This is a genomic window from Phenylobacterium sp. (assembly GCF_037968635.1).
Lineage (GTDB): Bacteria > Pseudomonadota > Alphaproteobacteria > Caulobacterales > Caulobacteraceae > Phenylobacterium.
On the sequence record NZ_JBBKVV010000115.1, the window covers coordinates 25,400 to 49,737 of the forward strand.

The window sequence follows — 24,338 nt, forward strand, 5'->3', positions numbered from 1 at the left end:
GTCGGCAGACTTACTTGATCTTGCCTTCCTTGAACTCGACGTGCTTGCGCACGACCGGGTCGTACTTCTTCATGACCAGCTTGTCGGTCTTGGTGCGAGCGTTCTTCTTCGTCACGTAGAAGAAGCCGGTGTCGGCCGACGAGTTCAGGCGGATCTTAATTGAGGCGGGCTTCGCCATGGTCGGTCCTCGCGCGGCCGGCTGCGCAGTCGCGCCGGCTGGGTTCTAAAGAGCCGCGGACAATACGAATCCCGAACCCAAAGTCAATCCGCTCAAAGGAATGACTAGATGTGGGTGATCTGGGAGCCCTTGCGGACGAAGCGCATGTAGGGGATCGGCCGCTCCGGAACCTCCAGGCGGTGGGCCACCTCACGCACCACGAAGCGAGTGACGCTGGGCAGGTCCAGGGCCAGGGCCTCGTCCAGGTCCACCCAGGCGATCTCGTCCAGCTCGCCGCAGTCGGCCTGGCGTTCCAGGCTGATCAGCCGATCGGCCTCGGCCATGAAGAAGCGGGCGTCGAAGCGCTTGCCCACCATGGGCGGAGTGACGGCGCGAGCCACGAACTGCATGGCCGCCAGGTCCGGCGCCGCGCCCTGCTGCAGGAATTCCCGCCAGGGGCCGGCGCCGGGCCGCTCGGGGGCCTTCTTGGCCAGCAGCAGGCCGGCCTCCTCGAAGGTCTCGCGGATGGCGGTCAGCGCCAGGGCCCGGGCGCGGCGTTCCGGCGTGTTGTAGGTGAGCTTGGCGGTCACCTCCGGCGTCAGGTCGGTGGCGTAGGGCGCGTTGAAGTCGGACCGGTCAATGCGGCCGCCCGGAAACACCCACTTGTCGGGCATGAAATCGTGGCCCTTAGCCCGCCTGCCCATCAGCAGGCGCGGCTTGGCGGCGTCGCGGCGCACGATGATCAGGGTGGCGGCGTCGCGGGGACGTACAGCCTTCTGACCGGGCTTGCGGGGCGGTCCGCCGCCGTTGCCCCGGCCGCCCAGCGGGTTCTCGGATTCGTTCTGACTCTGTGACATCAAACAACTGTATGACCGCAGCCGCCCGCCTGGGAAGCCTGCCGTTGGGTCAAGCCATTGCGGCTTAGCGCCGCTTGCCCTTCCGGACCCCCTTGGGCGGCCCGCCCTTGCGTTTGGCGTCGAAGGACCCCGGGGCGCGGCGGATGGCCCCCAGGCGGGGCCGGACCGCGTTGGGGTCGCGAGGCTGCGGCTCGCTCAGCATCTCGAACAGCAGGCCGCCGGTGATCGGCGTCGCCTCCACCAGCTTGACCTCCACCTGCATGCCCAGCGGCCAGCGGGCGCCGGAGCGTTCCCCGACCAGGGCGTGGCTGCGGTCGTCGTGGATGAAGAACTCACCCCCCAGCTTGGACACCGGGACCAGGCCGTCGGCGCCGGTCTCGGCCAGCCGAACGAACAGGCCAAAGCGCGTCACCCCGGTGATCCGGCCCGCGAAAGTCGCGCCCACCCGGTCGGCGAGGAAGGCGGCCACATAGCGGTCGGTGGCGTCGCGCTCGGCGGCCATGGCGCGGCGCTCGGCCAGGGTGATCTGCTCGGCGGTGGACTTCATCTGGCTGATGTCCTGGTCGCTCAGGCCGTCGTCTCCCAGACCCAGGGCGCGGATCAGGCCCCGGTGCACGATGAGGTCGGCGTAGCGTCGGATCGGCGAGGTGAAGTGGCCATAGCGCGCCAGGTTCAGGCCGAAGTGTCCGATGTTCTCGGTGGAGTAGATCGCCTGCATCTGGCTGCGCAGCACCACCTCGTTGATGATGTCGGCGTTCGGCCCCTCGCGGGTCTCGGCCAGCAGCTTGTTGAAACGATCGGTGCGCGGCGCCTCGCCCTTGTTCCAGGGGATGTCCAGGGTGGCCAGGAACTCTGACAGCGACTGCACCTTCTCCTGGCTCGGCGTGTCGTGGATCCGGTAGATCAGCGGGGTCTTCTTGGCCTCCAGGGTCTCGGCGGCGCAGACATTGGCCTGCACCATCATCTCCTCGATCAGCTTGTGGGCCTCAAGGGCCGCGCGCGGCGTGATGGCCGTGATCTCGCCCACCGGATTGATCAGGATGCGGCGCTCGGCGCTCTCGATGGCCAGGGGCGAGCGGGCGAGCCTGCCCTGAAGCATGCACCGGTAGGCGGCCCACAGGGGCTCCAGGATGGGCGCCAGCAGCGGGCCGGTCACATCGTCCGGCTCACCGTCAATGGCCGCCTGGGCTTGCTCGTAGGAGAGCTTGGCGGCTGAGCGCATCAGGCCGCGCACGAATTTGTGGCCCTTCTTGCGGCCGGACTTGTCGAACACCATCCGCACCGCCAGGCATGCCCGGTTCTCGCCCTCGCGCAGGGAGCAGAGCCCTGCCGACAGCCGCTCAGGCAACATGGGCTCCACCCGATCGGGAAAGTAGACGCTGTTGGCCTTCTCCCGCGCCGTGGTGTCCAGGGACGAGCCGGGGCGGACGTAGGCCGCCACGTCGGCGATGGCCACCCAGACGACCCAGCCGCCCTTGTTGCCGGCCTCGGTATCCGGCTCGGCATAGACGGCGTCGTCGTGGTCGCGGGCGTCCGGCGGGTCGATGGTCACCAGGGGGACCTGGCGAAGGTCCTCGCGGCCCGACAGCGTCGGCGGCTGGGCGGCTTCGGCCTCAGCCTCCGCAGCGGCTGGGAAGCCGGTGGGGATGCCGTGGGAGTGGATGGCGATCAGCGAGGCGGCGCGGGGCTGGTCCTCGCGGCCCACCACCTCCAGCAGCTTGCCGCGCTTGGGGCCGTAGCGTTGTTCGGAGGTCCCGACCTGGGCCAGGACCAGGTCACCGTCACGCAGTTCCTGGGCCTTGGGATCGGTGAGGATCAGGCTTTCCTTAGACTTGCGGTCCACCGGCTCAACCCGAACCTCGCGGTTGGACTTGCGGATCACGCCGAGGATCTTGTGGACGCTGGCCCCCAGCTTCTTGATCAGCTTGGCCTCGGTCTCGCCGTTCTCCAGGGTTTCGAACCGCACCAGCAGCCGGTCGCCGAGCCCCGGCGCCCCGCCGGTGGGGTCGCTGCGCCCCGGCGCCAGGCGCACCAGGGCGGTGTCGTCGCCCTTGGTCAGGCGGACCATCAGGTCGCCGTCGTTGTCCTTCTCGATGACGTCCACCACGCCGACCGGGGGCAGGGCGCCCGCCTGGGCCAGGCCGCGGCGGCCGCGGCGTCCCAGCTCGCCGCCCTCCTGCAGCTCTTTGAGCATCTCGCGCAGGGCCTTGCGGTCGGCGCCCTTCAGCCCGAACGCCTTGGCGATCTCGGCCTTGTCGGTTTCACCCGCCTCGCGGATGTACTTCAGCAGGGTTTCGCGGTCGGGAAGGCCCTGGGCCGGCTTGGCGGCGGCGGACTTGAAGCGGGACGCCTTGGGCGCACGGGTCTTGGGCATGGCGCCTTGTATCGTGGAACGGCGTACCTCGCCTAGGTGAACCCTAGCCCGGCAGCCGTTCGAAGCTGGGGATGCCCTCAGGCACGCGGTGGAAGGCCTGCTGATCCACGGTGAAGATCGCCATCCCTGGCGTGAAGACACTGGGATCATCCAGCGAGCCGACCTTGAGGATCATCGCCGGGAAGCCTGGGGACCGGGCGAGGATGTGGGAGCCGCACTCCGCGCAGAACTCGCGGGTGACCGGACGCTCCAAGTCGGCGCGGGTGAAGGTCTTGGGGGCCCCCTTGGTGTAGCGGAAACTGGGGATCGGCATGGCGATGAACACATTGGGCGAGCCGCCGCTGATGTGCTGACACTCCCGGCAATGGCACTGGGCCTGCATCATCGGCTCGCCCTCGGCTTCGTACCGCAGAGCGCCGCAATAGCATCCGCCTTCGAGTTTCATCGGTTGTCCTCCCGTCCTGTGTTGGGCGAACTCTAGGCGCGGGGGCAGACCTGTAAAGCCTGCCCCTCAGTCATCCTCGCGGAACGTGCCCAAGCGGGTCAAACCCTCGATGGTGGTGGCGCCCTCTGTCTTGGTGACCGTGCGGACCGAGCCCACGGTCGTGGCGGCGATCTGCGCCGCCAGCGCCTCGGAATGGGTGACCAACCAGACCTGCGACCGCTCCGACGCCTGGCCCACCAGGCGGGCCAGGGGCGTCATCAGGGCCGGGTGCAGGCTGGACTCCGGCTCGTTCAGGGCCACGAAGGCCGGCAGGCGATAGGCCATCAGGGCGCCGGCCAGGGCCAGGAACTTCAGCGTGCCGTCCGAGAGCTCGGCGGCCTCGAACACCCGCCGGGGAAAGTCCGGGAAGCTCATGCCGAAGCTGGCGGTCCGATCCGGTTGCGGGACCACAAGCCGCGCGCCGGGGAAGGCCTGGTCGATCAACGCGTCCAGCTCCACGGTGTCCTGCCGGATGTGGGCCAGGGTGGCGAAGACGGCGGCCAGGTTCGCGCCGTCCGAGGCCAGTGTCGGGGTCGCCACCGCCGTGCAGGGACGACGCAGGGGTGAGGCGGCGTCGGTGCGCAGGTCGTGATAGAACCGCCACTCCAGCAGGGTTCGACGCACGATATCCAGGCCCGGGTACTTACCGGGATCCTCCAGCCGGGCCAGCACGGTTTCCGAGGCCAGCAGATCGATATCCACCTCCTGCGGGCGGCCCTCCTCGTCGCGGGCCATCACGGATGCGCCCTTGCGGTCCAATAGGCGCACAGGCCGCGCGCCGCTGAGATAGGATAGCTGTTCGGTCTTGATCTGCGGTTCGGTGGGGAAGGCCGGCGCGGTGGGGAAGGGGAAGCCCACCTCCACCTCGTAGCGGTAGCCGACCCCCGGCCGGCCCGGCACGGACAGCTTGACCGCGAAGGCCATCCGCGCCGGCTGGTTCTTCTGCCGCGTCCCGGCCCAGAAGGCGGCCTCCATCCCTTCGCGGGCGATCTCGGCGCCTAGTGTGTTGGACGCCGCCGCCCGCAGCAGCTCCAGGGCCCGATAGAGGTTGGACTTGCCGACGCCATTGGCGCCGACGAAGACCTCCAGGTTGGAGACCGGATAGGCGATCTGCCGAAGCGATCGGTAGCCCGAAGCGGAGAAGTCGCTGACGGGCAGCAGCATCTGTCCCTAGGCCTTCGCCGCCTTCTTGGCCGGCGGCTTCTTGGCGGGGAGTTTCTTGGCTGCCGGCTTCTTCACCGTCGCCGCCGCGCCGGCTTCCGCCTTGGGCTTGGCCGCGGCCTTCGCCTTCGGAGCCGCCTTGGCCTTCTTCGCTGGCTTCTTGCCGCCGCCCTTTTCCACGCGCTCGGCGATCAGCTTGACCGCCTCCTCGAGGGTCAGGTCCTGCGGATCGGAGCCCTTGGGCACGTTCGCGTTGGTGGAGCCGTGCTTGATGTAGGGGCCGTAGCGCCCGGCGAGAATCTTCACGGGCTGGCCGTCCACCGGGTGGGCGCCCAGGTCCTTCAGCGCCGCAGACTCGCCGCGACCGCCTCGGCCGCCGGCGCGCTTTTCCGCCAGCAGGGTGACGGCGCGGTTCAAGCCCACCTCGAACACCTCGTCGGCGGTCGGCAGGTTGGCATAGGTGCCGTTGTGCAGGACGAAGGGCCCGAACCGGCCGATGCCGGCGGTGATCATGATGCCGTCTTCCGGGTGAGCGCCGACCTCGCGGGGGAGGCGCAGCAGACGCAGGCCCTTCTCCAGATCCATCGCTGGCGCCGACCAGCCCTTGGGCAGGCTGGAACGCTTAGGCTTCTCGGCCTCGCCCAGTTGGACATAGGGGCCGAAGCGGCCTGACTTCAGGAACACGGTCTCGCCGGTCTCCGGATCCACGCCGAGTTCGCGGTCGCCGCTCTCGCCCTCGGCGTCATCGGCCGACTGGGCGATGGGCCGGGTATAGCGGCATTCCGGATAGTTGGAGCAGCCGATGAAGGCCCCGAACTTGCCGGTCTTCAGGGACAGTTGCCCCGCGCCGCAGGTGGGGCAGGCGCGCGGATCGGAGCCGTCCTCCTTCTGCGGGAAGATGTGCGGGCCGAGCGCCTCGTTCAGGGCGTCCAGCACGTGGGTGACGCGCAGTTCGGCGATCTCGCCGACGGCGGCGTGGAAGTCCTGCCAGAACTCGCGCAGCAGCGCCTTCCAGTTCAGCTCGCCAGCCGAGACCAGGTCGAGCTTCTCCTCCAGGGCGGCGGTGAAGTCGTACTGGACGTAGCGGTTGAAGAACTGCTCCAGGAAGGCGGTGACCAGCCGCCCCTTGTCCTCCGGGATGAACCGGTTCTTGTCCATGCGGACGTATTCCCGGTCACGCAGCACGGTCAGCACGGAGGCGTAGGTGGACGGCCGGCCGATGCCGAGCTCTTCCATCTTCTTCACCAGGCTGGCTTCCGAATAGCGCGGCGGCGGTTCGGTGAAGTGCTGGTCGGCGCGGGCGGTGATCACCTTGGCGGCGGCGCCCTCGTTGACCTGGGGCAGGCGGCCGCTTTCCTCGTCAGCATCGTCGTCGCGGCCTTCCTCGTAGACGGCGAGATAGCCGTCGAACAGGATCACCTGGCCGGTGGCGCGCAGGCCGGTCTTCCCGTCGGCGCTCTCCAGCTCGATGGTGGTCCGCTCGATGCGGGCGGCCTCCATCTGTGAGGCGATCATCCGCTTCCAGATCAGCTCATAGAGCCGGCCAAGGTCGCTCTCCAGCCGCAGGGAGCCGGGGTTGCGGGTCAGGCTGGTGGGGCGGATGGCTTCGTGGGCCTCCTGGGCGTTCTTGGCCTTGGTCTTGTAGATCCGCGCGGCTTCGGGAACGTATTCCTTGCCATAGACGCCGGCGATCACGGTGCGCGCCTCGTCCAGGGCTTCGGGCGCCGACTGAACGCCGTCGGTCCGCATATAGGTGATGAGACCCACGGTCTCGCCGCCGATGTCGATGCCCTCGTACAGCTTCTGCGCCGCCTGCATGGTGCGCTGGGTGGAGAAGCCGAGCTTGCGGGCAGCCTCCTGCTGCAGGGTCGAGGTGGTGAAGGGCGGGGCCGGGGACCTGCGCGCCGGCTTCTTTTCCACCGAGGCGATCTTCAGGACCGCGCCGTCCACGGCCGCCTTGGCGGCCATGGCGGTGGTCTCGTCGCCCAGGTCGAACTTGGTGAGCCGCTTTCCGTCATGCTTGACCATGCGGGCCAGGAAGGGGTCGCCCCCGGCGCTGACATCGGCTTCGACGGTCCAGTATTCCTGGTTCTTGAAGCGCTCGATCTCGATCTCGCGGTCCACCACCAGCCGCAGGGACACCGACTGCACCCGGCCGGCCGAGCGCGAGCCCGGCAGCTTGCGCCACAGCACCGGCGAAAGGGTGAAGCCCACCAGGTAGTCCAGGGCGCGGCGGGCGAGATAGGCCTCCACCAACTCCATGTCGATGTCGCGCGGATGCTTCATCGCCTCGGTGACGGCCGACTTGGTGATGGCGTTGAAAACCACCCGTTGGACCGTGGCGCCCTTGATGGCCTTCTTCTTCTGAAGGACCTCCAGCACGTGCCAGGAAATGGCCTCACCCTCGCGGTCGGGGTCGGTGGCCAGGATGATCTTGTCGGCGGACTTGGCGAAGTCGGCGATCTCGGACAGACGCTTGGCGGACTTGGCGTCCACGTCCCACAGCATCAGGAAGTCCTCGTCGGGCTTCACCGAGCCATCCTTGGCCGGCAGGTCGCGCACGTGGCCGTACGAGGCCAGGACCTTATAGTCCGAGCCCAGGTACTTATTGATGGTTTTGGCCTTGGCCGGGCTCTCGACGACGACGAGGTTCATGCGGTTTTAAGGGTGGTCCAAGGGCCGAAGCGCCCGAATTTCAAGGGCCCGGAAGGTGGGGTGTCCACCTAGGCGCTGTCAACGGGCCGATTTCAATTCAAGCTGTGCAATGTTGGGTTGAGCCACAACCATTGCACGCTTGGCGCGTTAGAATCGGTTATAATCCGGTGTCAGGCACATGGAACAGTGGAACCCAAAGGCTTCGCCTCAGGCGACCGCGACCTTTATCGAAGAGGTCTTGAACCAGTTGGCGGAATTGGCGTCGACGCGGGGCTACCAATCCCTTGCGACGACCCTGATGATGGCCGCCTTGGACGCTGCTCGGGCCGCTGCCGGTCCTCCGGATAGACCAGGCTAGGCGCGTGACACCATGCCGCCGGGCAGCAGTTCGGCCCGGCCCGCCAGCGACAGCTCCATCAAGGCCGCCAGAACCTGGGGCAGGGGCGCCTGCGCCGCGCGCACGATCTCGTCGCGCGACACCGGGGTGGGGGAGAGCAGGTCGGCGATGGCTTCCCGCAGCTTCTCGGCCCCGGCCTCGGGGATGTCGCCTGACACGGCGTAGCGATCCTGATCCGGCTCTCGGAAGCCGCCGAAGCCTTCCAGCGCTCGCAGAACGTCCTCCGCGCCCTCGCAGATCGCCGCGCCCTGGCGGATCAGGTCGTTGGTCCCCTTGGCGCGCGGATCCAGGGGCGAGCCCGGCACGGCCAACACCTCGCGGCCCTGTTCGTTGGCCAGCCGGGCGGTGATCAGCGAGCCGGAGCGAATCTCAGCCTCGACCACGACGACGGCGCGGGACAGGCCCGCGATGATCCGGTTGCGGCGGGGGAAGTCCTTGGCCTGGGCGGTCTGTCTCGGCCGGCTTTCGGAGACCACGCACCCGGCCTCGACGATGCGGGCATGCAGGTTCCGGTGCTCGGGCGGGTAGATGTCGGCGATCCCGCCGCCCAGCACGGCGATGGTCCCGGTCGGCAGGCTGCCCTCGTGCGCCGCGCCGTCCACACCGCGGGCCATGCCCGACGCGATGACTTGGCCGGCCTGTCCGAGTTCGGCCGCCAGCCCACGCGCGAAGCGTTGGCCGGCGGCCGAGGCTACCCGCGCCCCGACGATGGCGACGATGGAGCGTTGCAACAGCTTGGCGTCACCCCAGACCCAGAGGAGGGGCGGTGGCGGGTCAAGAGCCGCCAGGGCTTGCGGGAACTCGGCTTCACAAGCGCAGAGCAGTCGTGCGCCTAGCGCCGCGCCGTCCGCCAGTTCGGTCTCGATATCCTCGAGGCTCGGCACGCCCAGCGGCGACACCCGCCCGCCGCGCCGTGCGAGGTCGGGAAGGGCGGCCAGCGCCAGGGAGGCCTCGCCATAGCGGGAGATCAGCTGGTCGAAGGTGACCGGCCCGACGTTCTCGGTGCGCGCCAGCCGTAGCCAGTCGCGCCGTCCGGCCTCGGTTAGGGTTCGGCTCAAGCGGCGTCCTTCTTTCCGCCCCCGATGCGCGGCTCCTCGCCCTTCAGCAGCCGGCGGATGTTGTCGGCGTGGCGGAAGAAGACCAGCACGGCCATGAACAGGGTCAGATAGATCATCGGCAGGCCGCGGTGGAAGACGAAGGCGTAGAGCGGCGCCAAGGCCACCGCCGTCAGTCCCGCCAGGGACGAGATGCGGAACAGGAAGGCCACCACCAGCCAGGTGGCGCCGGCGGCGATCCCCACGGGCCAGGCCGCGGCCAGCAGGGTGCCGAAGAAGGTGGCCACCCCCTTGCCGCCCTTGAATTTCAGCCAGACGGGGAACAGATGCCCCAGGAACGCGCTGGCCGCGGCCAGGGCGATCAGCACCGCCTGGGCCTCCTTGGGGCCGTCCCGCGTCGCCAGCCAGGCGATCAGCACGGCCACCGCGCCCTTGCCGCCGTCCCCCAGCAGGGTGATGGCCGCCAGGTCCTTGCGGCCGGTGCGCAGGACATTGGTCGCCCCAATGCTGCCCGAGCCGATGCTGCGCACGTCGCCCGCGCCCCCGAGCCGGGTGGCGATGACTCCGAAGGGGATGGAGCCCAGCAGATAGCCTCCGAGAACGGCGGCGGCGATCAGCACGGGACTGAGTGACTCGAACATGTGGTTTCCCCCTGTTGACGGGAAGCTAGCTGCCCGGAGCGCTTTCGTCATCCAGCAGCGCGCGGACGCTCGCCGCGAGGGCGGCGATATCAACCGGCTCGGTGGTGTCGACCTCAATGACACGTCCCAGGCCGACAGGGCGGTCGAACTCCGCCAGCAGCGAGGCGGGCAAGTCGCGCAGGGCGTGGATGGCGTGGCGCTCGCCGATCAGCGAGCGTGCCGAATAGCGCCGGCTGGCCTCGTCGAGTGGGCAGCGGCAATAGACCTCCACCAGCCGGCCGCCCAGGCCGCTCAGCATTCGGCGCTCATAGGGATTCTTTGGCCGGAAATTGGCCTCCAGCACCACGGCGGGCGACAGGGCCGCCAGGGTCCAGATCAGCTCCATGGACGCGCTGCCCAGCGCCTTGGTCCAGACCTCCGGCTCTGCCCGCTGCCCCAGGACGTCGGCCAGCCGTTCCTTGATGACATCCTTGGAGAGCAGGGGGAGGGCCAGGGCCTCGGCCAACGGATAGGCCAGGGTCGACTTGCCTGCGCCCGGCGCACCCGAGACCATCACCACTCGCCGCACGCTCAGATCTCTTCCGCCAGAGCGGCGGTCAGGGCCGCCAGCCGCGTCTCGTCACGGCGGTAGAAGGTCCACTGCTTGATCCGCTTGGGCGTCACCAGACCGGCCTGGGTCAGGACCCGCATGTGTTCGGAAAGGGTCGGCTGGCTGACCCCCAGCTTCTCGGCGATTCGCACACCACAGACGCCGTCCGTCACCAGGTCGCCATCCACCTGCGGCGGGAAGTTGGCGCGGGGATTCTTCAGCCACGCCAGGATCTGCAGGCGGCGGTCGTTGCCCAAGGCCTTGAAGGCGAGTGCGTTCGTCATATCGCCAATTGGCTAAGTTTCGCTGGAAGCCTAGGTCGAGGCGCGCGCGCAGACAACCTCAGACCCGGTAGACCACCCGGCCATCCACCAGGGTCATGCGAATCTCGCCCTGCAGCCGCCGCCCGTCGAAGGGAGAGTTCTTGGACTTCGAGCGCAGCTTGTCGGCGTCGATGACGATGGGGGCGTTCAGGTCGCACAGCACCAGGTCAGCGGGCGCGCCCTTGGAGAGCGTCCCGGCGTTCAGGCCCAGCAACTTCGCCGGCCGGCTGGTCACCGCCGCCATTAGGTCGATCAGCGGGATGCGCTCTTCGTGGTGGAACGCCAGCAGGGCCGGCAGCAGGGTCTGCAGGCCGATGGCGCCGGGCGCGGCCTCGTCATAGGGCAGGCGCTTGTCCTCGGCCGGCGCGGGCGCGTGGGCCGAGACCACGATGTCGATCAGCCCCGTGGCCAGGGCCTCGATCACCGCCTGGCGATCGTCCTCACCGCGCACCGGCGGGTCGAACTTCATGAAGGTGCGGTAGTCGCCGATATCCACCTCGTTGAACGACAGGTGGTTGATCGAGGTCGTCGCCGTGATCGGCAGGCCCTTGGCCTTGCCCCGCGCCAGGGTCTCCAGGGCGCAGGCGGTGGTCACCTGGTCCACCAGGAACGGCGCTCCAGTCATCTCGACGAGGGCCAGGTCGCGCTCCAGCATGATCTTCTCGGCGAAGGTCGGCGCGCTGGGCAGACCCATGCGGCCGGCGAACTCGCCCTCGGTGGCCGCGGCCCCGGCGCTCAGCCACGGATCGGCCGGACGGTGGGCCACCAGAACCCCGAAGCTCTTGGCGTAGGCCAGCACCCGGCGCAGCACCTTGGAGTTCACGATCGGCCGGTCGGCGTCGGTGACGTAGACGCAGCCGGCCTCGGCCATCAGGCCGATCTCCGCCATCCGCTCGCCCCGCGCGCCCTTGGTGGCGGCGCCGGCGGGATAGACGTGGACCAGTTCGATGTCGCGGGTCCGACGCAGGATGAAGTCCACCACCGAGGCCTCGTCGATCACCGGATCGGTGTCGGGCTGCAGCACGATGGAGGTGACCCCGCCGGCCGCCGCGGCCAGGCCCGCCGACTTCAGCGTCTCCTTGGTCTCCGAACCCGGCTCGCCGGTCTTGACCCGCAGGTCCACCAGGCCCGGCGCCAGCATGGCGCCGCGGGCGTCGATGATCTCGATGTCGGGGGACAGCCCGCCCAGGTCGCCGCCATGGCTGACGTCGGCGATCCTGCCGTCGCGGACCAGCAGGGCGCCGGGGCCGTCCCAGCCGCTGGCCGGGTCGACAATTCGGGCATTGATGAAGGCGGTCGGCTGCGCGGTCATAGTTCCTGCCGTCCGATCCATTTCTCCACCTTGGGAGCCTTGTAGGCGGCCAGCTTGTCCAGCATCTCGCCGCAGTCCTGGCTGAACACCAGCATGTCGCGGTGTGGCGCCTTCAGGAACGCCTCGCCGACGGCGTGGTCGACGAAGGCCCGCAGGTGGTCGAAATAGCCCAGAACGTTCAGGAACCCGGCCGGCTTGGCGTGAAAGCCCAGTTGGCCCCAGGTCCAGATCTCGAAGATTTCTTCCATCGTGCCCACGCCGCCAGGTAGGGCGACGAAGCCGTCCGCCATCTCCGCCATTCGCGCCTTGCGCTCGTGCATCGACGGCACGACGTCCAGGCGGGTCAGGCCGGTGTGGGCGATTTCCTTGTCCATCAGCGCCTCGGGCATCACGCCGAACACCTCGCCCCCGGCCGCCAGGGCCGTATCGGCGAGGGCGCCCATCAGCCCGACCTTGGCCCCGCCATAGACCAGCGCCAGCCCTCGACCGGCGATGGCGGTCCCCATGGCGCGCGCGGCGGCCATATAGGCCGGGTCCCCGCCAGGGCTTGCGCCGCAGAATACGCAGACCGATCGCATCAGGCGTTGTCCAGACGCGCGGCCATGGAGGCCAGCACCGCCATCCGAGCGGCCACCCCCATCTCCACCTGATCCTGGATCAGACTGACGGACAGGTCGTCTGCGACGTCGGAGTCGATCTCGACGCCTCGGTTCATCGGCCCTGGATGCATCACCCGCACCCCGGGGGCGGCGCAGGCGAGCTTCTCGCGATCCAGTCCGTAGAAACGGAAATACTCCCGCTGCGACGGCGCCAGCACCCCGTCCATACGCTCCAGTTGCAGGCGCAGCATCATCACGACGTCGCAGCCCTCGATGCCCTCGCGCATGTTGTGGAACACCTGGGCCTTCCAGCGATCGACGGCGGCCGGCATCAGGGTCGGCGGCCCCACCAGCCGCACCTCGGCGCCCAGCATCTGAAGCAGGCTCACATTGGAACGCGCCACCCGGGAATGCAGGACGTCGCCGCAGATGGCGACGCGCAGCCCCGCGATTCGCCCGAACGCGCGCCGCATGGAAAGCGCGTCCAGCAGGGCCTGGGTCGGGTGCTCGTGTTGCCCGTCCCCGGCGTTGATCACTGAGCAGGTGACCTTCTGGGCCAGCAGGCTGGCCGCCCCCGACGAGGCGTGCCGCACCACCAGCAGATCCGGTTGCATGGCGTTCAGGGTCACGGCGGTGTCGATCAGGGTCTCGCCCTTGGAGATCGATGAGGAGCGCGGGCTCATGTTGACCACGTCGGCCCCCAGCCGCTTGCCGGCCAGCTCGAAGGAGCTCTGGGTCCGCGTCGAGTTCTCGAAGAAGAGATTCATCAGCGTCCGACCCTTCAACAGGTCGAGCTTCTTGGAGGTTTGGCGATTGAGCGACACAAAGCCGTCGGCGAGGTCGAGGAGGCTGGCCACCTCCACCTCGTTCAGATCGGTGACGGACAGGAAGTGTCGCCGCGGGAACGGGAAGGTTCTGCCAAGAACCTCGTTCAGACCAGGGGGCAGGGATGTCATTAAAGGCGCGTCGTAACGGACGCGGCAGGCGGCGCCAAGTGAACTCGCCTTTTCGCCCACAGGTGTCGATGGCGACAACGGGGCTCGGGGGAGGGATGGCTCTTGCCATCGCGCCGCCAACTGGCGACCCTTCGCCATGCGCGATCCGATCCTCATCGCCGACGCCCTGGCGCTGCTGAGCCCGGAGCCGCGCCTGGTGGTGCTGATGTGCGGCGTCGCGGGCAGCGGCAAGACCACCTTCAGCCAGGCCTTGGCGGCCAGGGGTTTCGTCCGGCTGTCCCTGGACGAGGAGGTCTGGAACACCGCCGGACGTTATGGCCTCGACTACCCGCCCGAGGCCTATGACCAGGCCGTCGCCGCCGCGCGGATCACCATCAAGACCCAACTCCAGGCCGCCCTCGCTCAGGCGCAGGCGGTGGTGGTGGACTCCGCCTTCTGGAGCCGGACGCACCGAGAGGACTTCGCGGCCATCGTGGCGCGGGGCGGCGGCAAACACCGGATCGTCTATCTCAAGGCGTCGGAAGATCTCCTGAGGTCACGCATCGCAGGGCGGAGCGTCAGGTTCGACGCCAACGCCGCCCTGCCCATCGACGAGGCCACGATCGTCAGGTTCCTGGCGAGCTTCCAGGAACCGCAGGCCGACGAGGACGCTCTGTTAGTCGCGGCCTGATCTGCTGGCGACAATCTGGGCGGACCTTGGCAGTTCCCAAAGCCCTGACTAGGCTCGGATCGATGGCCCTCACCAGCACAATCCAGCTCTATAATCCTGCATGGCCGGGGAAATACGCCGATGAGGCGTTGCGGCTCAGCCCCATCTTCGGGCGTGCTCTCGTCGGCCTACATCACGTCGGGAGTACAGCGGTGCCCGACCTCGCCGCGAAGCCGGAGATCGACCTGCTCGCCGTGGTCGACATAACGGTGGTACCGGAGTCCTGGACGAGGGGGTTCGGCGACCTGGGCTATGGCCGGGGCGGCGACCTGTCTCCCGGCCACAGGTTCTTCAAGCGCGACGTGGAGGGCGTCCGCACTCACAAGCTCCACGTCTGCGACCCGGGCCATACGAGCATCGACGGAATGCTGAGGTTCCGCAATCACCTCCGCGGCGATCCGGCGGATCGCGCCGCCTATCAGGCCCTGAAACTCCGGCTGGAGCGCGAAAACACCGGCGGCATTGGCCAGTACCTGGCCGCCAAGGCGCCCTTCATCGATGGACTGCTGGCGCGGATTGGCTGATCAGGCCCCCAGCCCCCGCAGCCGCTCCAACGCTCCCTGCAGGATCCAGCCCGCCGCCATCTTGTCCACCACCTCGGCGCGGCGCGCGCGGTTGATGTCGGCCTCGTCGATCAGGAAGCGGTTGATGGCCATCGAGCTCATCCGCTCGTCCCAGAAGGCGATCACCAGCTCCGAGCGCAGGCGCAGCAGGTTGCGGGCGAAGGCGCGGCTGGACTGGGCGCGTGGGCCTTCCGTGCCGTCCATGTTCACCGGCAGACCGATGACGACGCCCGCCACCTCGCGGCCGTCCATCAGCTTGAACAGCGCCTTGGCATCGTCGGTGAACTTGGTCTTCCTGATCAACTCCAGCGGGCTGGCCACCATCCGTGTCGTGTCCGACACCGCGACCCCTATGGTCTTCTCACCCAGGTCGAGGCCGACGAGGGCGCCATAGCGCGGAAGCAGGGGCGGGAGGTCTGTCAGGTCTACAACGGCCATGGCCTTCCATAGGCGGTCGGGCCGGGCGTGCCCATCGTCGTTGTCGACCGTCAGGGAGTTTGCCTGGTCGGTCCAGGCCGTGATCTGGCCCAGGGGTTCGCGGCTCAGGCACGACTACGTCCCAATTTTCTGGCTTGCCTCTTGACGATTCGATAAAACGCGAAATATAGAAATGAGAACACAACGACAAACAAGGATCTCCCCGATGAAGCGCATCCATCTGCACGTGAGCGTGCCCGACCTTGCCCGGTCCATCCAGTTCTACGAAACGCTTTTCGGGGCGCCCGCCTCGGTGGTGGAGGGCGATTACGCCAAGTGGATGCTGGACGATCCGCGTGTGAATTTCGCGATTTCCCAGCGCGACCGCGCCGGTGGGGTCGACCACGTGGGCATCCAGGTCGACAGCGCCGCGGAGCTTGGCGAACTCGCCACCCGCCTCAAGGACGCCGGTGCCGTCACCTTCGATCAGGAAGCGACGACCTGCTGCTACGCCAAGTCGGACAAGAGCTGGGTGAACGATCCCTCGGGCCTGCGCTGGGAGACCTTTTACACCTTCGGCCAGGCCACCAGCTACGGAGAGGACGAAGCTCTCGCGATAGCGCCCGCCGCCGCCTGTTGCGGCGCCCCGACCCCCGTGGCGGCCGCGCCGCCCTGCTGCTAAGCCCGGTCATGGAAAAGACCTCAGCCGTCTCGGCGCTCAGCGCCCTGGCCCACGATGCGCGGCTCGACATCTTTCGTCGGCTGGTCCGCGCCGGCGCGGATGGCATGGCCGCTGGAGATATCGCGAGGGCGACCGACGCCCCTGCGAGCACCCTGTCGGCCAACCTCGCCATCCTCCACCGAGCGGGCCTTATCGCGTCGCGTCGGGACGGCAGGTCGATCATCTACACCGCGGCCTATGACCAGATGCGCGACCTGCTCGGCTTCCTGATGGAGGACTGCTGCGCGGGTCACCCGGAAATCTGCGCGCCGCTCGCCGCTCTCGCGAGCCAGCCCTGCGGGGCCGAAGGAAAAGTCTGCTGATGAGCCAGCCCCTCAACGTCCTCTTCCTGTGTACCGGAAACTCGGCCAGATCGATCATGGCCGAGGCGCTGATGAACCATCTGGGAGCGGAACACTTCCGCGCCTTTTCTGCGGGCTCGATGCCGAAGGGCGAGGTCAACCCACACGCCCTCCCGCTTGTGCGGACCCTGGGGTTCAGGGATGAGGACTTCCGCTCCAAGCCCTGGGACGAGTTCGCGGTGGCGGGCGCTCCGGTGCTCGATTTCGTCATCACCGTCTGCGACAACGCCGCAGGCGAAGTGTGCCCCGTCTGGCCAGGACAGCCGATCACCGCCCACTGGGGTGTGCCCGACCCTGCGGCGGCCACCGGGAGCCAGGCCGAGATCGCGGTGGCCTTCCGCGACGCAGCCCGGCAGCTGCGAACCCGTATCGAATTGCTTCTGGCGCTTCCCACCGCGCAACTGGACCGCATGTCGCTGCAGCGGCGTGTTCGCGACATTGGCACGATCAACGACACCCAACCGGCATGAGTGAGGTCAATCGGGAGCCGCGCCGCGCGGCGGTCGATACCCCCCGACGGCTCGTCGCCGAGGTTTTGGGAACGGCGTTGCTGCTCGCGGTGGTCATCGGCTCGGGGATCATGGGAGAGCGTCTGGCTGGCGGGAATGACGCCATCGCCCTGCTAGGCAATACCTTGGCCACAGGCGCCGCCCTGGTCGTTCTCATCACGATCTTCGGCCCGCTCTCCGGCGCGCACTTCAATCCCGCTGTCACCCTAGCATTCGCCCTGCGCCGGGAAGTGTCGGCAGGCCTGGCGCTCACCTATGTTGCCGCCCAGATCGGTGGTGCGCTCATCGGGACGTTTATCGCGCACGCCATGTTCGCCGAACCCATCCTGCAACTGTCGACCAAGTTCCGGGACGGCCCCGCGCAAGCCTTCTCGGAGTTCGTGGCCACCTTCGGCCTGCTTCTGACCATTTTCGGCGCGCAGCGGTTCCGCCCCGACTTCACCGCCGTCGCCGTGGGCCTCTACATCACGGCCGCCTACTGGTTCACGGCCTCAACCTCATTCGCCAATCCGGCCGTGACGCTGGCGCGCAGCCTGTCAGACACCTTCGCCGGAATCGCCCCGGCCTCGGCGCCAGCCTTCATCGCCATGCAATTCGCAGGCGCCGTGGCGGCCGCGGGACTCTGCGCCTGGCTATTTCCGCCCGCCGAGCTAGCCCCCGGCTTCGACCGTCCTTAACCGCCATTCCGGCGCGACCTTTTCAGCAGCGCGAAAGGTCGTCCCGCCGCCTGGCGTCCCTGCCTTTCGCCCCGCGGTGCGGCGTCCTGTCGCACGCCGCCTGAACACCGTTCACCTGACCTTAGAGTCTCTGGGCTAGTCATCGCTCGACTTCAGGTGGCGGGTCGCCACTCCGGGATGACGGGGAGAGATGCCCAAGCTTCCGAACCTGGCCAGAACGTTCAAACAGACTGGCGGCGAGCCCGCCTGGCCGCCGCGGTTCACGCACCTGCGCACCAAGCTGACCGTGCTTTATGCGGGCCTCTTCGTCGCCATCCTGTTTGTGATCCTTTCGGCGGTGTACGCCGCCGTGGCTCGCAATGCCGAGCGCATCGTCCGCGACGAGCTGGCGGTCAGCGGCATGGTCTTCGACCGCATCTGGACCCTGCGCGCCAAGGAGCTGGAGAGCGGAGCCAATGTCCTGGCTCGCGACTTCGGCTTCCGCGCCGCTGTGGCCACCGAGGACGCGGCCACCATTCAATCGGCCCTGGACAATCTGCGTAAGCGCCTCGGCATAGATGCGGCCTTCGTGATCGGCCTCGATGGTCAGGTCCTGACCGCCTCCAGCAAGGCCTCCGCTCGTCCCAGTGACGCAGTTCTTGAGGCCATCGCCGGGCAGGACACCTCGGCCGGGGTGATCGTCATGGCGGGCACACCCTACGAGACCGTCGCTGCGCCGATCATGGCTCCGATGCTCAGCGGTTGGGTGGTCTTCGCCGTTCGCCTGGATGAGGCTGAGATGAGGGCCCTGGAGCGGCTCTCCGCCATTCCCCTCCAGGCGGTCGTGCTGGTGCGCGGCGCCGATGGTGGCTGGAAGGCCAATACCTGGGCCGCCTCCACTGCTGAGTTGGAGGCCGTGGCTCGCTTCCTCGACGCTCCGAAGTCGAAGCGCCAGGCCAGCGTCACCCGTATCGGCCCGGCTGTGGCGGTGATCAAGCCGCTAGCCTCCATCGCGCAGGACCGGGTCGTCCTTCTGCTGCGATATCCGCTGGCGCGCGCCTTGGAGCCTTACAACTGGCTGCTGGGGGCCATGCTCTTGCTGGCCCTGGTAGGCATCGGTGTGCTCGCCGCTGGCAGCTGGGCGCTGGCCCGCAATGTCACCCGCCCCCTACTGGCGCTGCGCGAGGCCGCCGAGCGGCTGGAGCGTGGTGAGACCGTGCAGGTCGAGGCCCAGGGAACCGACGAGATCGGATCCCTGGAACGCAGCTTCAACGCCATGGCCCAGGGCATCCGTGAACGCGAGCGCGCCCTGACGCTCTCCACCGAGAAGGCGCAGGCCGCCAATCGCGCCAAGACCGACTTCCTCTCCAATATGAGCCACGAGATTCGCACGCCCCTGAACGGCATCCTCGGGATGGCGCAGATCATGGCCCGCGAGCCGGCCGACGCCGCTCACGCCAAGCGCCTGTCGGTGATCCGGGAGTCCGGCGAGGCGCTGTTGAAGATTCTCAACGGCATTCTCGAAATCTCCAAAGCCGACAACACGACCCTTGAAGTTCAGAACTTCGATCTCGCCGCCCTGGTGCGCGACGCTTGCGCCGCTGATGGCGCGGCGGCGACCGCGAAGGGGCTCAGCTTCGATGTCGTGGTGGCCGCTGAAAGCCAGGGCCGTTGGCGGGGCGACGCCCAGCGCTTGACCCAGGCGCTGGCCAGCCTGGTTTCCAACGCCGTGAAATTCACGCCGTCGGGCGGGGTCACTGTCGCCGTCGATCACCAGGACGGCACGGTTCGCGTCCGCGTCGCCGATACCGGTGTCGGCATCCCGACCAAATGGATCGAGCAGGTCTTCGAGGCCTTCAGCCAGGTGGACGCCTCGGCGACCCGCGCCACCGCCGGTGCGGGCCTGGGACTCTCCGTCGCTCGCGAGCTCACCGGCCTGATGGGAGGCAAGATCTCCGTCGCCAGCGAGGAGGGCAGGGGGTCGATCTTCACCCTGGAGGTTCCGCTGGAAAAGCTGCCCCCCGCCGCGGCGGCCCCAACTGAGGCCGAAGCCCTGACCGATCTTGAACCCAATGCCGACGCCGTGCCGCTGCGCGTGCTGGCGGCCGAGGACAACAAGACCAACCAACTGATCCTCGCCTCCCTTCTGGAACCCTTCGGGATCGACCTCACCATCGCCGAGAATGGGCGCGAGGCTACCGAGTTGTTCGCCATGGGCGGCTTCGACCTGGTGCTGATGGATATCCAGATGCCGGAGATGAGCGGGGTCCAGGCCACCCTGGCAATCCGCCAGGGCGAGGCCGAGCGCGGCGCGCCGCCCACCCCCATCGTGGCGGTCACGGCCAACGTCATGTCCGAGCAGGTTGCGGAGTATCTGGCCGTCGGCATGACGGGCGTGGTCTCCAAGCCCATCGAGGCCGAGAAGCTGTTCGCCGCCATCGAAGCGGCCCTCGACGGCGCTGCGCAAGCCGCCGCCCAGGCAGCCTGAGGCGGTTTCCACACAGGGATCGCTTGTCAAAGGCGGGGCCGCACGGCTAACCCCTGCGTCGAACAATCAGGAGGCCCCCATGGCCATCGACGCGGCGACCGTTCGAAAGGTCGCCAGACTCGCCCGCATCGCCGAACCCGAAGACCGCATAGAACCGCTGGCCAGGGAGCTCAGCGGCATCATGGACTGGATCGAGCAACTCTCCGAGGTGAACACCGACGGCGTGGAGCCTATGACCTCGGCCGTGGCCGTGGCCGCCCCCATGCGCGAGGATGTCGTCACCGAAGGCGGCAGCGCCGCTCGCGTGCTCTCCAACGCCCCCAAGACCACGGGCGGCTTCTTCGTCGTCCCCAAGGTGGTCGAGTAAGCTCATGACCAACCTGACCTCCCTGACCCTCAAGGCCGCCCTGGCGGGCCTTGCCGACAAGTCCTTCTCCGCGGTGGAGCTGACTGAGGCCCACGTTGACGCCATCGCCGCGGCCAAGCCGCTGAACGCCTTTGTCCTTGAGACGCCTGAGAAGGCCCTCGACATGGCCCGCGCCGCTGACACTCGCCGGGCCAAGGGCGAGGCCGGCGCCCTGGAAGGCGCGCCGCTCGGCATCAAGGACCTGTTCTGCACCGAGGGGGTCCGCACGACGGCCTGCTCGAACATCCTCGGCAACTTCGTCCCCACTTACGAATCCACCATTACCGCCAACCTGTGGCGCGACGGGGCGGTCATGTTGGGCAAGCTCAACCTCGATGAGTTCGCCATGGGCTCGTCCAATGAAACCAGCGCCTTCGGACCGGTGGTCAATCCCTGGCGCGCCGAAGGGTCCGACAGGAAGCTGACCCCGGGCGGCTCGTCGGGCGGTTCGGCCACCGCCGTCGCCGCTGACCTCTGCCTGGGAGCCACGGCCACAGACACCGGCGGCAGCATCCGCCAACCTGCCGCCTTCACCGGCACGGTCGGGATCAAGCCGACCTATGGTCGCTGCTCGCGCTGGGGCGTGGTGGCCTTCGCCTCGTCCCTCGACCAGGCCGGCCCCATCGCCAAGACGGTGGAAGACGCCGCCATCCTGCTGAAGTCGATGTCCGGCCACGACGCCAAGGATTCCACCAGCCTGGACATCGAAGTCCCTGATTTCCCGAGCTTTGTCGGCAAGTCGGTGAAGGGTCTGCGGATCGGCATTCCGAAGGAATACCGCGTCGACGGCATGCCCGCCGAGATCGAACAGCTCTGGGAAAAGGGCATCGCCTGGCTGAAGGACGCAGGCTGCGAGATCGTCGAGGTGTCCCTGCCGCACACCAAGTACGCCCTGCCGGCCTATTACATCGTCGCGCCCGCCGAGGCGTCCTCAAACCTCGCCCGCTATGATGGCATGCGCTACGGCTTGCGCGTCGACGGCGGCAACCTCACCGAGACCTATGAGAACACCCGCGCGGCGGGCTTCGGGACCGAGGTGAAGCGCCGCATCATGATCGGCACCTATGTGCTCTCCGCCGGCTATTACGACGCCTATTACGTCAAGGCGCTGAAGGTCCGCCGCCGCATCGCCGACGACTTCGACCAGGCCTTCCAGAAGGTCGACGCCCTGCTGACCCCGACCGCGCCCTCGGCCGCCTTCGGTCTCGGCGAGAACGCCGACGATCCGGTCGCCATGTACCTGAACGACATCTTCACGGTGACGGTGAACCTGGCGGGCCTGCCCGGCATGAGCATCCCCGCCGGCGTCGACCACAAGGGCCTGCCCCTGGGTCTCCAGCTGATCGGCAAGGCCCTGGACGAGGGGACTCTGTTCTCTCTCGGCGGAGTGATTGAAGAAGCAGCGGACTTCCGCGCCAAACCCACCCGCTGGTGGTGACGAAAAAGGCCCCCGCCGTGGTCTGCGGGGGCCCATCGATCTACGTCAGAAACCTGCTTACTTCGGCAGCGCGTCCAGGTCGGCCTGAACCTTCTTGATGATCTCTTCCGTCAGCGCGCCTTGGCTCATCGGGGCGACCTGGGTCAACGTCATCGCCTTGAATTGCTCGTAGGCTTCGTGGGTGGTGATGCCCGGGATGTTCTTTTCCAGGACCGCCTTGGCGGCCGGGTTGGCCACCAGGGTTTCGATCGGCGTGTTTTCGGTCGAGAGCGCGGCGGGCGCCTGGGCCATCGCCGGAGCGGTGGCCATCAGGCCGAACGAAAGCGACAGGCCGACGAGGCCGGCGGCGAGAGTCTTCTTCATGGTGAGTTCCCTTCCCCGAGGGGGTGTTTTTACGTCCACAGCAAAGCTGCAAAATCTCTGGCCTTGCAAGGTGCTTTCGTTGGCGCGCGGCCCGGTTTAGGAAAGTCCCATGACTGACACCTCCAAGCTGATCGTGGGCCGAACCGGCTCGTGGGAAATCGTTCTCGGGCTGGAGATCCACGCCCAGGTGGCTTCGAAGGCCAAGCTGTTCTCCGGCGCCGCCGTGGGGTTCGGCGCCGGTCCCAACGAGCAGGTGAGCCTCGTTGACGCCGCCATGCCGGGCATGCTGCCGGTGATCAACCGCTTCTGCGTCGAGCAGGCGGTGAAGACCGGTCTTGGCCTCAAGGCCCAGATCAACCTGCGCTCCAGCTTCGACCGCAAGAACTACTTCTATCCCGACCTGCCGCAGGGCTATCAGATCAGCCAATTCAAGGATCCGGTCGTGGGCGAGGGCGAGGTCATTGTCGAACACGACGACGGCTCCACCTTCACTGTGCGCATCGAGCGCCTGCACCTGGAGCAGGATGCGGGAAAGTCGCTGCACGACCAGGACCCCAACGCCACCTATGTCGACCTGAACCGCGCGGGCACCGCGCTGATGGAAATCGTCTCCATGCCCGACATGCGCTCGTCGGCCGAGGCCGCGGCCTATGTGAAGAAGGTCCGCACCATCCTGGTCTATCTTGGCACCTGCGACGGCGACATGGAGAAGGGCAACCTGCGCGCCGACGTCAATGTCTCGGTCTGCCGCGAAGGCAGCTACGAGAAGTTCCGGGCGACCGGCGACTTCAGCCACCTGGGCACGCGCTGCGAGATCAAGAACGTCAACTCCTACCGCTACATCCAGCAGGCCATCGAGTACGAGGCCCGCCGGCAAATTGAGATCATCGAAGACGGGGGCTCCATCACGCAGGAGACCCGGCTGTTCGATCCCAACAAGGTCGAGACCCGCTCGATGCGCTCGAAGGAAGAGGCGCACGACTACCGCTACTTCCCCGATCCTGACCTGCTCCCTCTGATCCTCGACCCGGTCTGGGTGAAGCGGATCGAGGACTCGCTGCCGGAGCTGCCGGACGCCAAGAAGACGCGGCTGCAAACCCAGTACGGCCTCTCAGCCTATGACGCCGGGGTGCTGATCACCGAGCAGGCCCGCGCCGACTTCTTCGAGGCGGCCGCCAAGGGCCGCGACGCCAAGCTGACCTCCAATTGGGTGACCAATGAACTGGCGGCGCGGCTGACCGGCGCCGGACAGGACATCCAGGACAGCCCGCTGAAGCCCGCCGACATCGCCGAACTGGTGGCCTTGATTGAGGAGGGTGTTATCTCCTCCAAGATCGCCAAGGACGTCTTCGATCGGATGTGGGCGGGCGAGGGCGGCGCCCGCGCCATTGTCGACAAGCAGGGGCTGCAGCAGGTCTCCGACACAGGCGCCCTGGAGGCGATGATCGACACACTAATCGCCGCCAATCCGGGTCAAGCCGCCGCAGTGAAGGAAAAGCCTCAGGCCATCGGCTGGTTTGTCGGCCAACTGATGAAGGAAACGGGCGGCAAGGCCAATCCGGGCACGGTCAACCAACTGCTAAAGGCCAAGCTCGGAATCGACTGACCTCCCGGAACGGACAAGGCCCCGGAGCCTGAACTCCGGGGCCTGCTGACGCGGGAACGCTAGTTGTTGATAATCTCGAAGATGATGCCGGTGGCGATGGCTGCCAGCACGTAGTCGTTGCCGGCCCTGTACCAGGCGTAGCCGTGCGGCGGCTGGCGCAGGCGGTAGCGGCCATAGTCGTAGACCGGGGCGCCGCGGTAATAGGCCGGCAGGGGCGCGCCGCGCCGCCACTGGTTGTAGCCGGGGCGGTAGTAGGGGTTGCCGTAATAGGCCTGGGGCGGCGGGCCGTAATTCCAGCGTTCGCCGTAGTAGTAGCCGTTGTGGCGGCCTCGATCCCAGTCACGCCGATCATAGCGGTCAGGTCCGCGATGGTCGCGGCGATCCCGGTGGTCGCGATGGTAGCCCTGCGCCTGGGCGGCGGTGGCAGTGGCGGCCATCGGGCCGGCGACGGCCGCGACGGCGGCCAAGCTCAAGATCAGACGTTTCATGCCCACGTCTCCTTCACCACGCCCTGATGGGCGGACATCCCTCGAACTTCAC

At 67.8% G+C, this 24,338-nt stretch carries 26 protein-coding genes; 10 read left to right on the forward strand and 16 right to left on the reverse strand.

What is annotated here, in order from left to right; all coding sequences use genetic code 11:
* Positions 1-10: 10 nt before the first annotated feature.
* The 13 genes from rpmG to AAC997_RS13875 all read right to left on the reverse strand — a co-directional run bounded on the left by rpmG (position 11) and on the right by AAC997_RS13875 (position 13,560).
* Positions 11-178 (reverse strand): 50S ribosomal protein L33, encoded by a 168-nt coding sequence (gene rpmG / locus AAC997_RS13815; RefSeq protein ID WP_215340033.1) that lies wholly within the window; start codon positions 176-178, stop codon positions 11-13.
* Positions 179-282: 104 nt separating this feature from the next.
* Positions 283-1,014 (reverse strand): NUDIX hydrolase, encoded by a 732-nt coding sequence (locus AAC997_RS13820; protein WP_340646279.1) that lies wholly within the window; start codon positions 1,012-1,014, stop codon positions 283-285.
* Positions 1,015-1,078: 64 nt separating this feature from the next.
* Positions 1,079-3,388 carry a ribonuclease R gene (gene rnr / locus AAC997_RS13825; protein ID WP_340646280.1) on the reverse strand — a complete coding sequence of 770 codons (2,310 nt, stop codon included), beginning with the start codon at positions 3,386-3,388 and terminating at the stop codon, positions 1,079-1,081.
* Between the two features lie 43 nt (positions 3,389-3,431).
* The gene (locus AAC997_RS13830) at positions 3,432-3,833 is read right to left on the reverse strand and encodes a GFA family protein (RefSeq protein WP_340646281.1); all 402 of its coding nucleotides are present in this window, start codon (positions 3,831-3,833) and stop codon (positions 3,432-3,434) included.
* A 66-nt stretch (positions 3,834-3,899) separates the two neighbouring features.
* A complete protein-coding gene (locus AAC997_RS13835) occupies positions 3,900-5,036 on the reverse strand; it encodes an AAA family ATPase (RefSeq protein WP_340646282.1) in 1,137 nt (378 codons plus the stop codon).
* A 6-nt stretch (positions 5,037-5,042) separates the two neighbouring features.
* Positions 5,043-7,688 (reverse strand): type I DNA topoisomerase, encoded by a 2,646-nt coding sequence (topA, locus tag AAC997_RS13840; protein WP_340646283.1) that lies wholly within the window; start codon positions 7,686-7,688, stop codon positions 5,043-5,045.
* 354 nt (positions 7,689-8,042) lie between these two features.
* Entirely contained in the window at positions 8,043-9,143 is a 1,101-nt protein-coding gene (dprA, locus tag AAC997_RS13845; RefSeq protein WP_340646284.1) for a DNA-processing protein DprA, read from the reverse strand.
* Positions 9,140-9,781: a glycerol-3-phosphate 1-O-acyltransferase PlsY gene (plsY, locus tag AAC997_RS13850; protein WP_340646285.1), complete on the reverse strand. Its 642-nt coding sequence runs from the start codon at positions 9,779-9,781 to the stop codon at positions 9,140-9,142. Before plsY ends, dprA begins: the two co-directional genes overlap by 4 nt.
* Before the next feature lie 25 nt (positions 9,782-9,806).
* On the reverse strand, positions 9,807-10,349 hold the full coding sequence (locus tag AAC997_RS13855) for an AAA family ATPase (RefSeq protein WP_340646286.1): 543 nt from the start codon (positions 10,347-10,349) through the stop codon (positions 9,807-9,809).
* Between the two features lie 2 nt (positions 10,350-10,351).
* Positions 10,352-10,654, reverse strand: coding sequence for a metalloregulator ArsR/SmtB family transcription factor (locus AAC997_RS13860; protein ID WP_340646287.1), 303 nt, complete (start codon positions 10,652-10,654; stop codon positions 10,352-10,354).
* Between the two features lie 58 nt (positions 10,655-10,712).
* Positions 10,713-12,005 carry a dihydroorotase gene (gene pyrC, locus AAC997_RS13865; RefSeq protein ID WP_340646288.1) on the reverse strand — a complete coding sequence of 431 codons (1,293 nt, stop codon included), beginning with the start codon at positions 12,003-12,005 and terminating at the stop codon, positions 10,713-10,715.
* Positions 12,002-12,583, reverse strand: a complete 582-nt coding sequence (locus tag AAC997_RS13870; RefSeq protein ID WP_340646289.1) for a TIGR00730 family Rossman fold protein — start codon at positions 12,581-12,583, stop codon at positions 12,002-12,004. The genes pyrC and AAC997_RS13870 overlap by 4 nt, the downstream gene beginning before the upstream one ends.
* Positions 12,583-13,560, reverse strand: a complete 978-nt coding sequence (locus AAC997_RS13875) for an aspartate carbamoyltransferase catalytic subunit (protein WP_340646290.1) — start codon at positions 13,558-13,560, stop codon at positions 12,583-12,585. The genes AAC997_RS13870 and AAC997_RS13875 overlap by 1 nt, the downstream gene beginning before the upstream one ends.
* 136 nt (positions 13,561-13,696) lie before the next feature.
* Between AAC997_RS13875 and AAC997_RS13880 the strand changes: the two genes are divergently transcribed.
* Entirely contained in the window at positions 13,697-14,230 is a 534-nt protein-coding gene (locus AAC997_RS13880; protein WP_340646291.1) for an ATP-binding protein, read from the forward strand.
* 62 nt (positions 14,231-14,292) lie between these two features.
* Positions 14,293-14,793: a GrpB family protein gene (locus tag AAC997_RS13885; protein ID WP_340646292.1), complete on the forward strand. Its 501-nt coding sequence runs from the start codon at positions 14,293-14,295 to the stop codon at positions 14,791-14,793.
* On the opposite strand, the gene ruvX is transcribed toward AAC997_RS13885, so the two are convergent.
* Positions 14,794-15,270: a Holliday junction resolvase RuvX gene (ruvX, locus tag AAC997_RS13890; protein ID WP_340646293.1), complete on the reverse strand. Its 477-nt coding sequence runs from the start codon at positions 15,268-15,270 to the stop codon at positions 14,794-14,796. It abuts the gene before it with no gap.
* A 205-nt stretch (positions 15,271-15,475) separates the two neighbouring features.
* On the opposite strand from ruvX, the gene AAC997_RS13895 reads away from it, so the two are divergent.
* The 7 genes from AAC997_RS13895 (at position 15,476) to gatA (ending at position 21,829) form a co-directional block, all read left to right on the forward strand.
* Positions 15,476-15,931 (forward strand): ArsI/CadI family heavy metal resistance metalloenzyme, encoded by a 456-nt coding sequence (locus AAC997_RS13895; RefSeq protein ID WP_340646294.1) that lies wholly within the window; start codon positions 15,476-15,478, stop codon positions 15,929-15,931.
* Between the two features lie 8 nt (positions 15,932-15,939).
* A complete protein-coding gene (locus AAC997_RS13900; protein ID WP_340646295.1) occupies positions 15,940-16,293 on the forward strand; it encodes a metalloregulator ArsR/SmtB family transcription factor in 354 nt (117 codons plus the stop codon).
* Positions 16,293-16,802 carry an arsenate reductase ArsC gene (locus tag AAC997_RS13905; RefSeq protein WP_340646296.1) on the forward strand — a complete coding sequence of 170 codons (510 nt, stop codon included), beginning with the start codon at positions 16,293-16,295 and terminating at the stop codon, positions 16,800-16,802. Before AAC997_RS13900 ends, AAC997_RS13905 begins: the two co-directional genes overlap by 1 nt.
* A complete protein-coding gene (locus AAC997_RS13910; RefSeq protein ID WP_340646297.1) occupies positions 16,799-17,518 on the forward strand; it encodes an MIP/aquaporin family protein in 720 nt (239 codons plus the stop codon). The genes AAC997_RS13905 and AAC997_RS13910 overlap by 4 nt, the downstream gene beginning before the upstream one ends.
* 190 nt (positions 17,519-17,708) lie before the next feature.
* Positions 17,709-19,985: an ATP-binding protein gene (locus AAC997_RS13915; protein ID WP_340646298.1), complete on the forward strand. Its 2,277-nt coding sequence runs from the start codon at positions 17,709-17,711 to the stop codon at positions 19,983-19,985.
* A 79-nt stretch (positions 19,986-20,064) separates the two neighbouring features.
* Entirely contained in the window at positions 20,065-20,352 is a 288-nt protein-coding gene (gene gatC / locus AAC997_RS13920; RefSeq protein WP_340646299.1) for an Asp-tRNA(Asn)/Glu-tRNA(Gln) amidotransferase subunit GatC, read from the forward strand.
* Between the two features lie 4 nt (positions 20,353-20,356).
* Positions 20,357-21,829: an Asp-tRNA(Asn)/Glu-tRNA(Gln) amidotransferase subunit GatA gene (gene gatA, locus AAC997_RS13925; RefSeq protein ID WP_340646300.1), complete on the forward strand. Its 1,473-nt coding sequence runs from the start codon at positions 20,357-20,359 to the stop codon at positions 21,827-21,829.
* Between the two features lie 57 nt (positions 21,830-21,886).
* Here the strand turns inward: gatA and AAC997_RS13930 are convergent, their stop codons facing one another.
* Positions 21,887-22,192, reverse strand: coding sequence for a hypothetical protein (locus AAC997_RS13930; protein ID WP_340646301.1), 306 nt, complete (start codon positions 22,190-22,192; stop codon positions 21,887-21,889).
* 109 nt (positions 22,193-22,301) lie between these two features.
* Between AAC997_RS13930 and gatB the strand changes: the two genes are divergently transcribed.
* Entirely contained in the window at positions 22,302-23,798 is a 1,497-nt protein-coding gene (gene gatB / locus AAC997_RS13935; protein ID WP_340646302.1) for an Asp-tRNA(Asn)/Glu-tRNA(Gln) amidotransferase subunit GatB, read from the forward strand.
* Between the two features lie 59 nt (positions 23,799-23,857).
* Here gatB and AAC997_RS13940 read toward each other — a convergent pair whose 3' ends face one another.
* The gene (locus tag AAC997_RS13940; protein WP_340646303.1) at positions 23,858-24,286 is read right to left on the reverse strand and encodes an RcnB family protein; all 429 of its coding nucleotides are present in this window, start codon (positions 24,284-24,286) and stop codon (positions 23,858-23,860) included.
* Positions 24,287-24,338 lie beyond the last annotated feature (52 nt).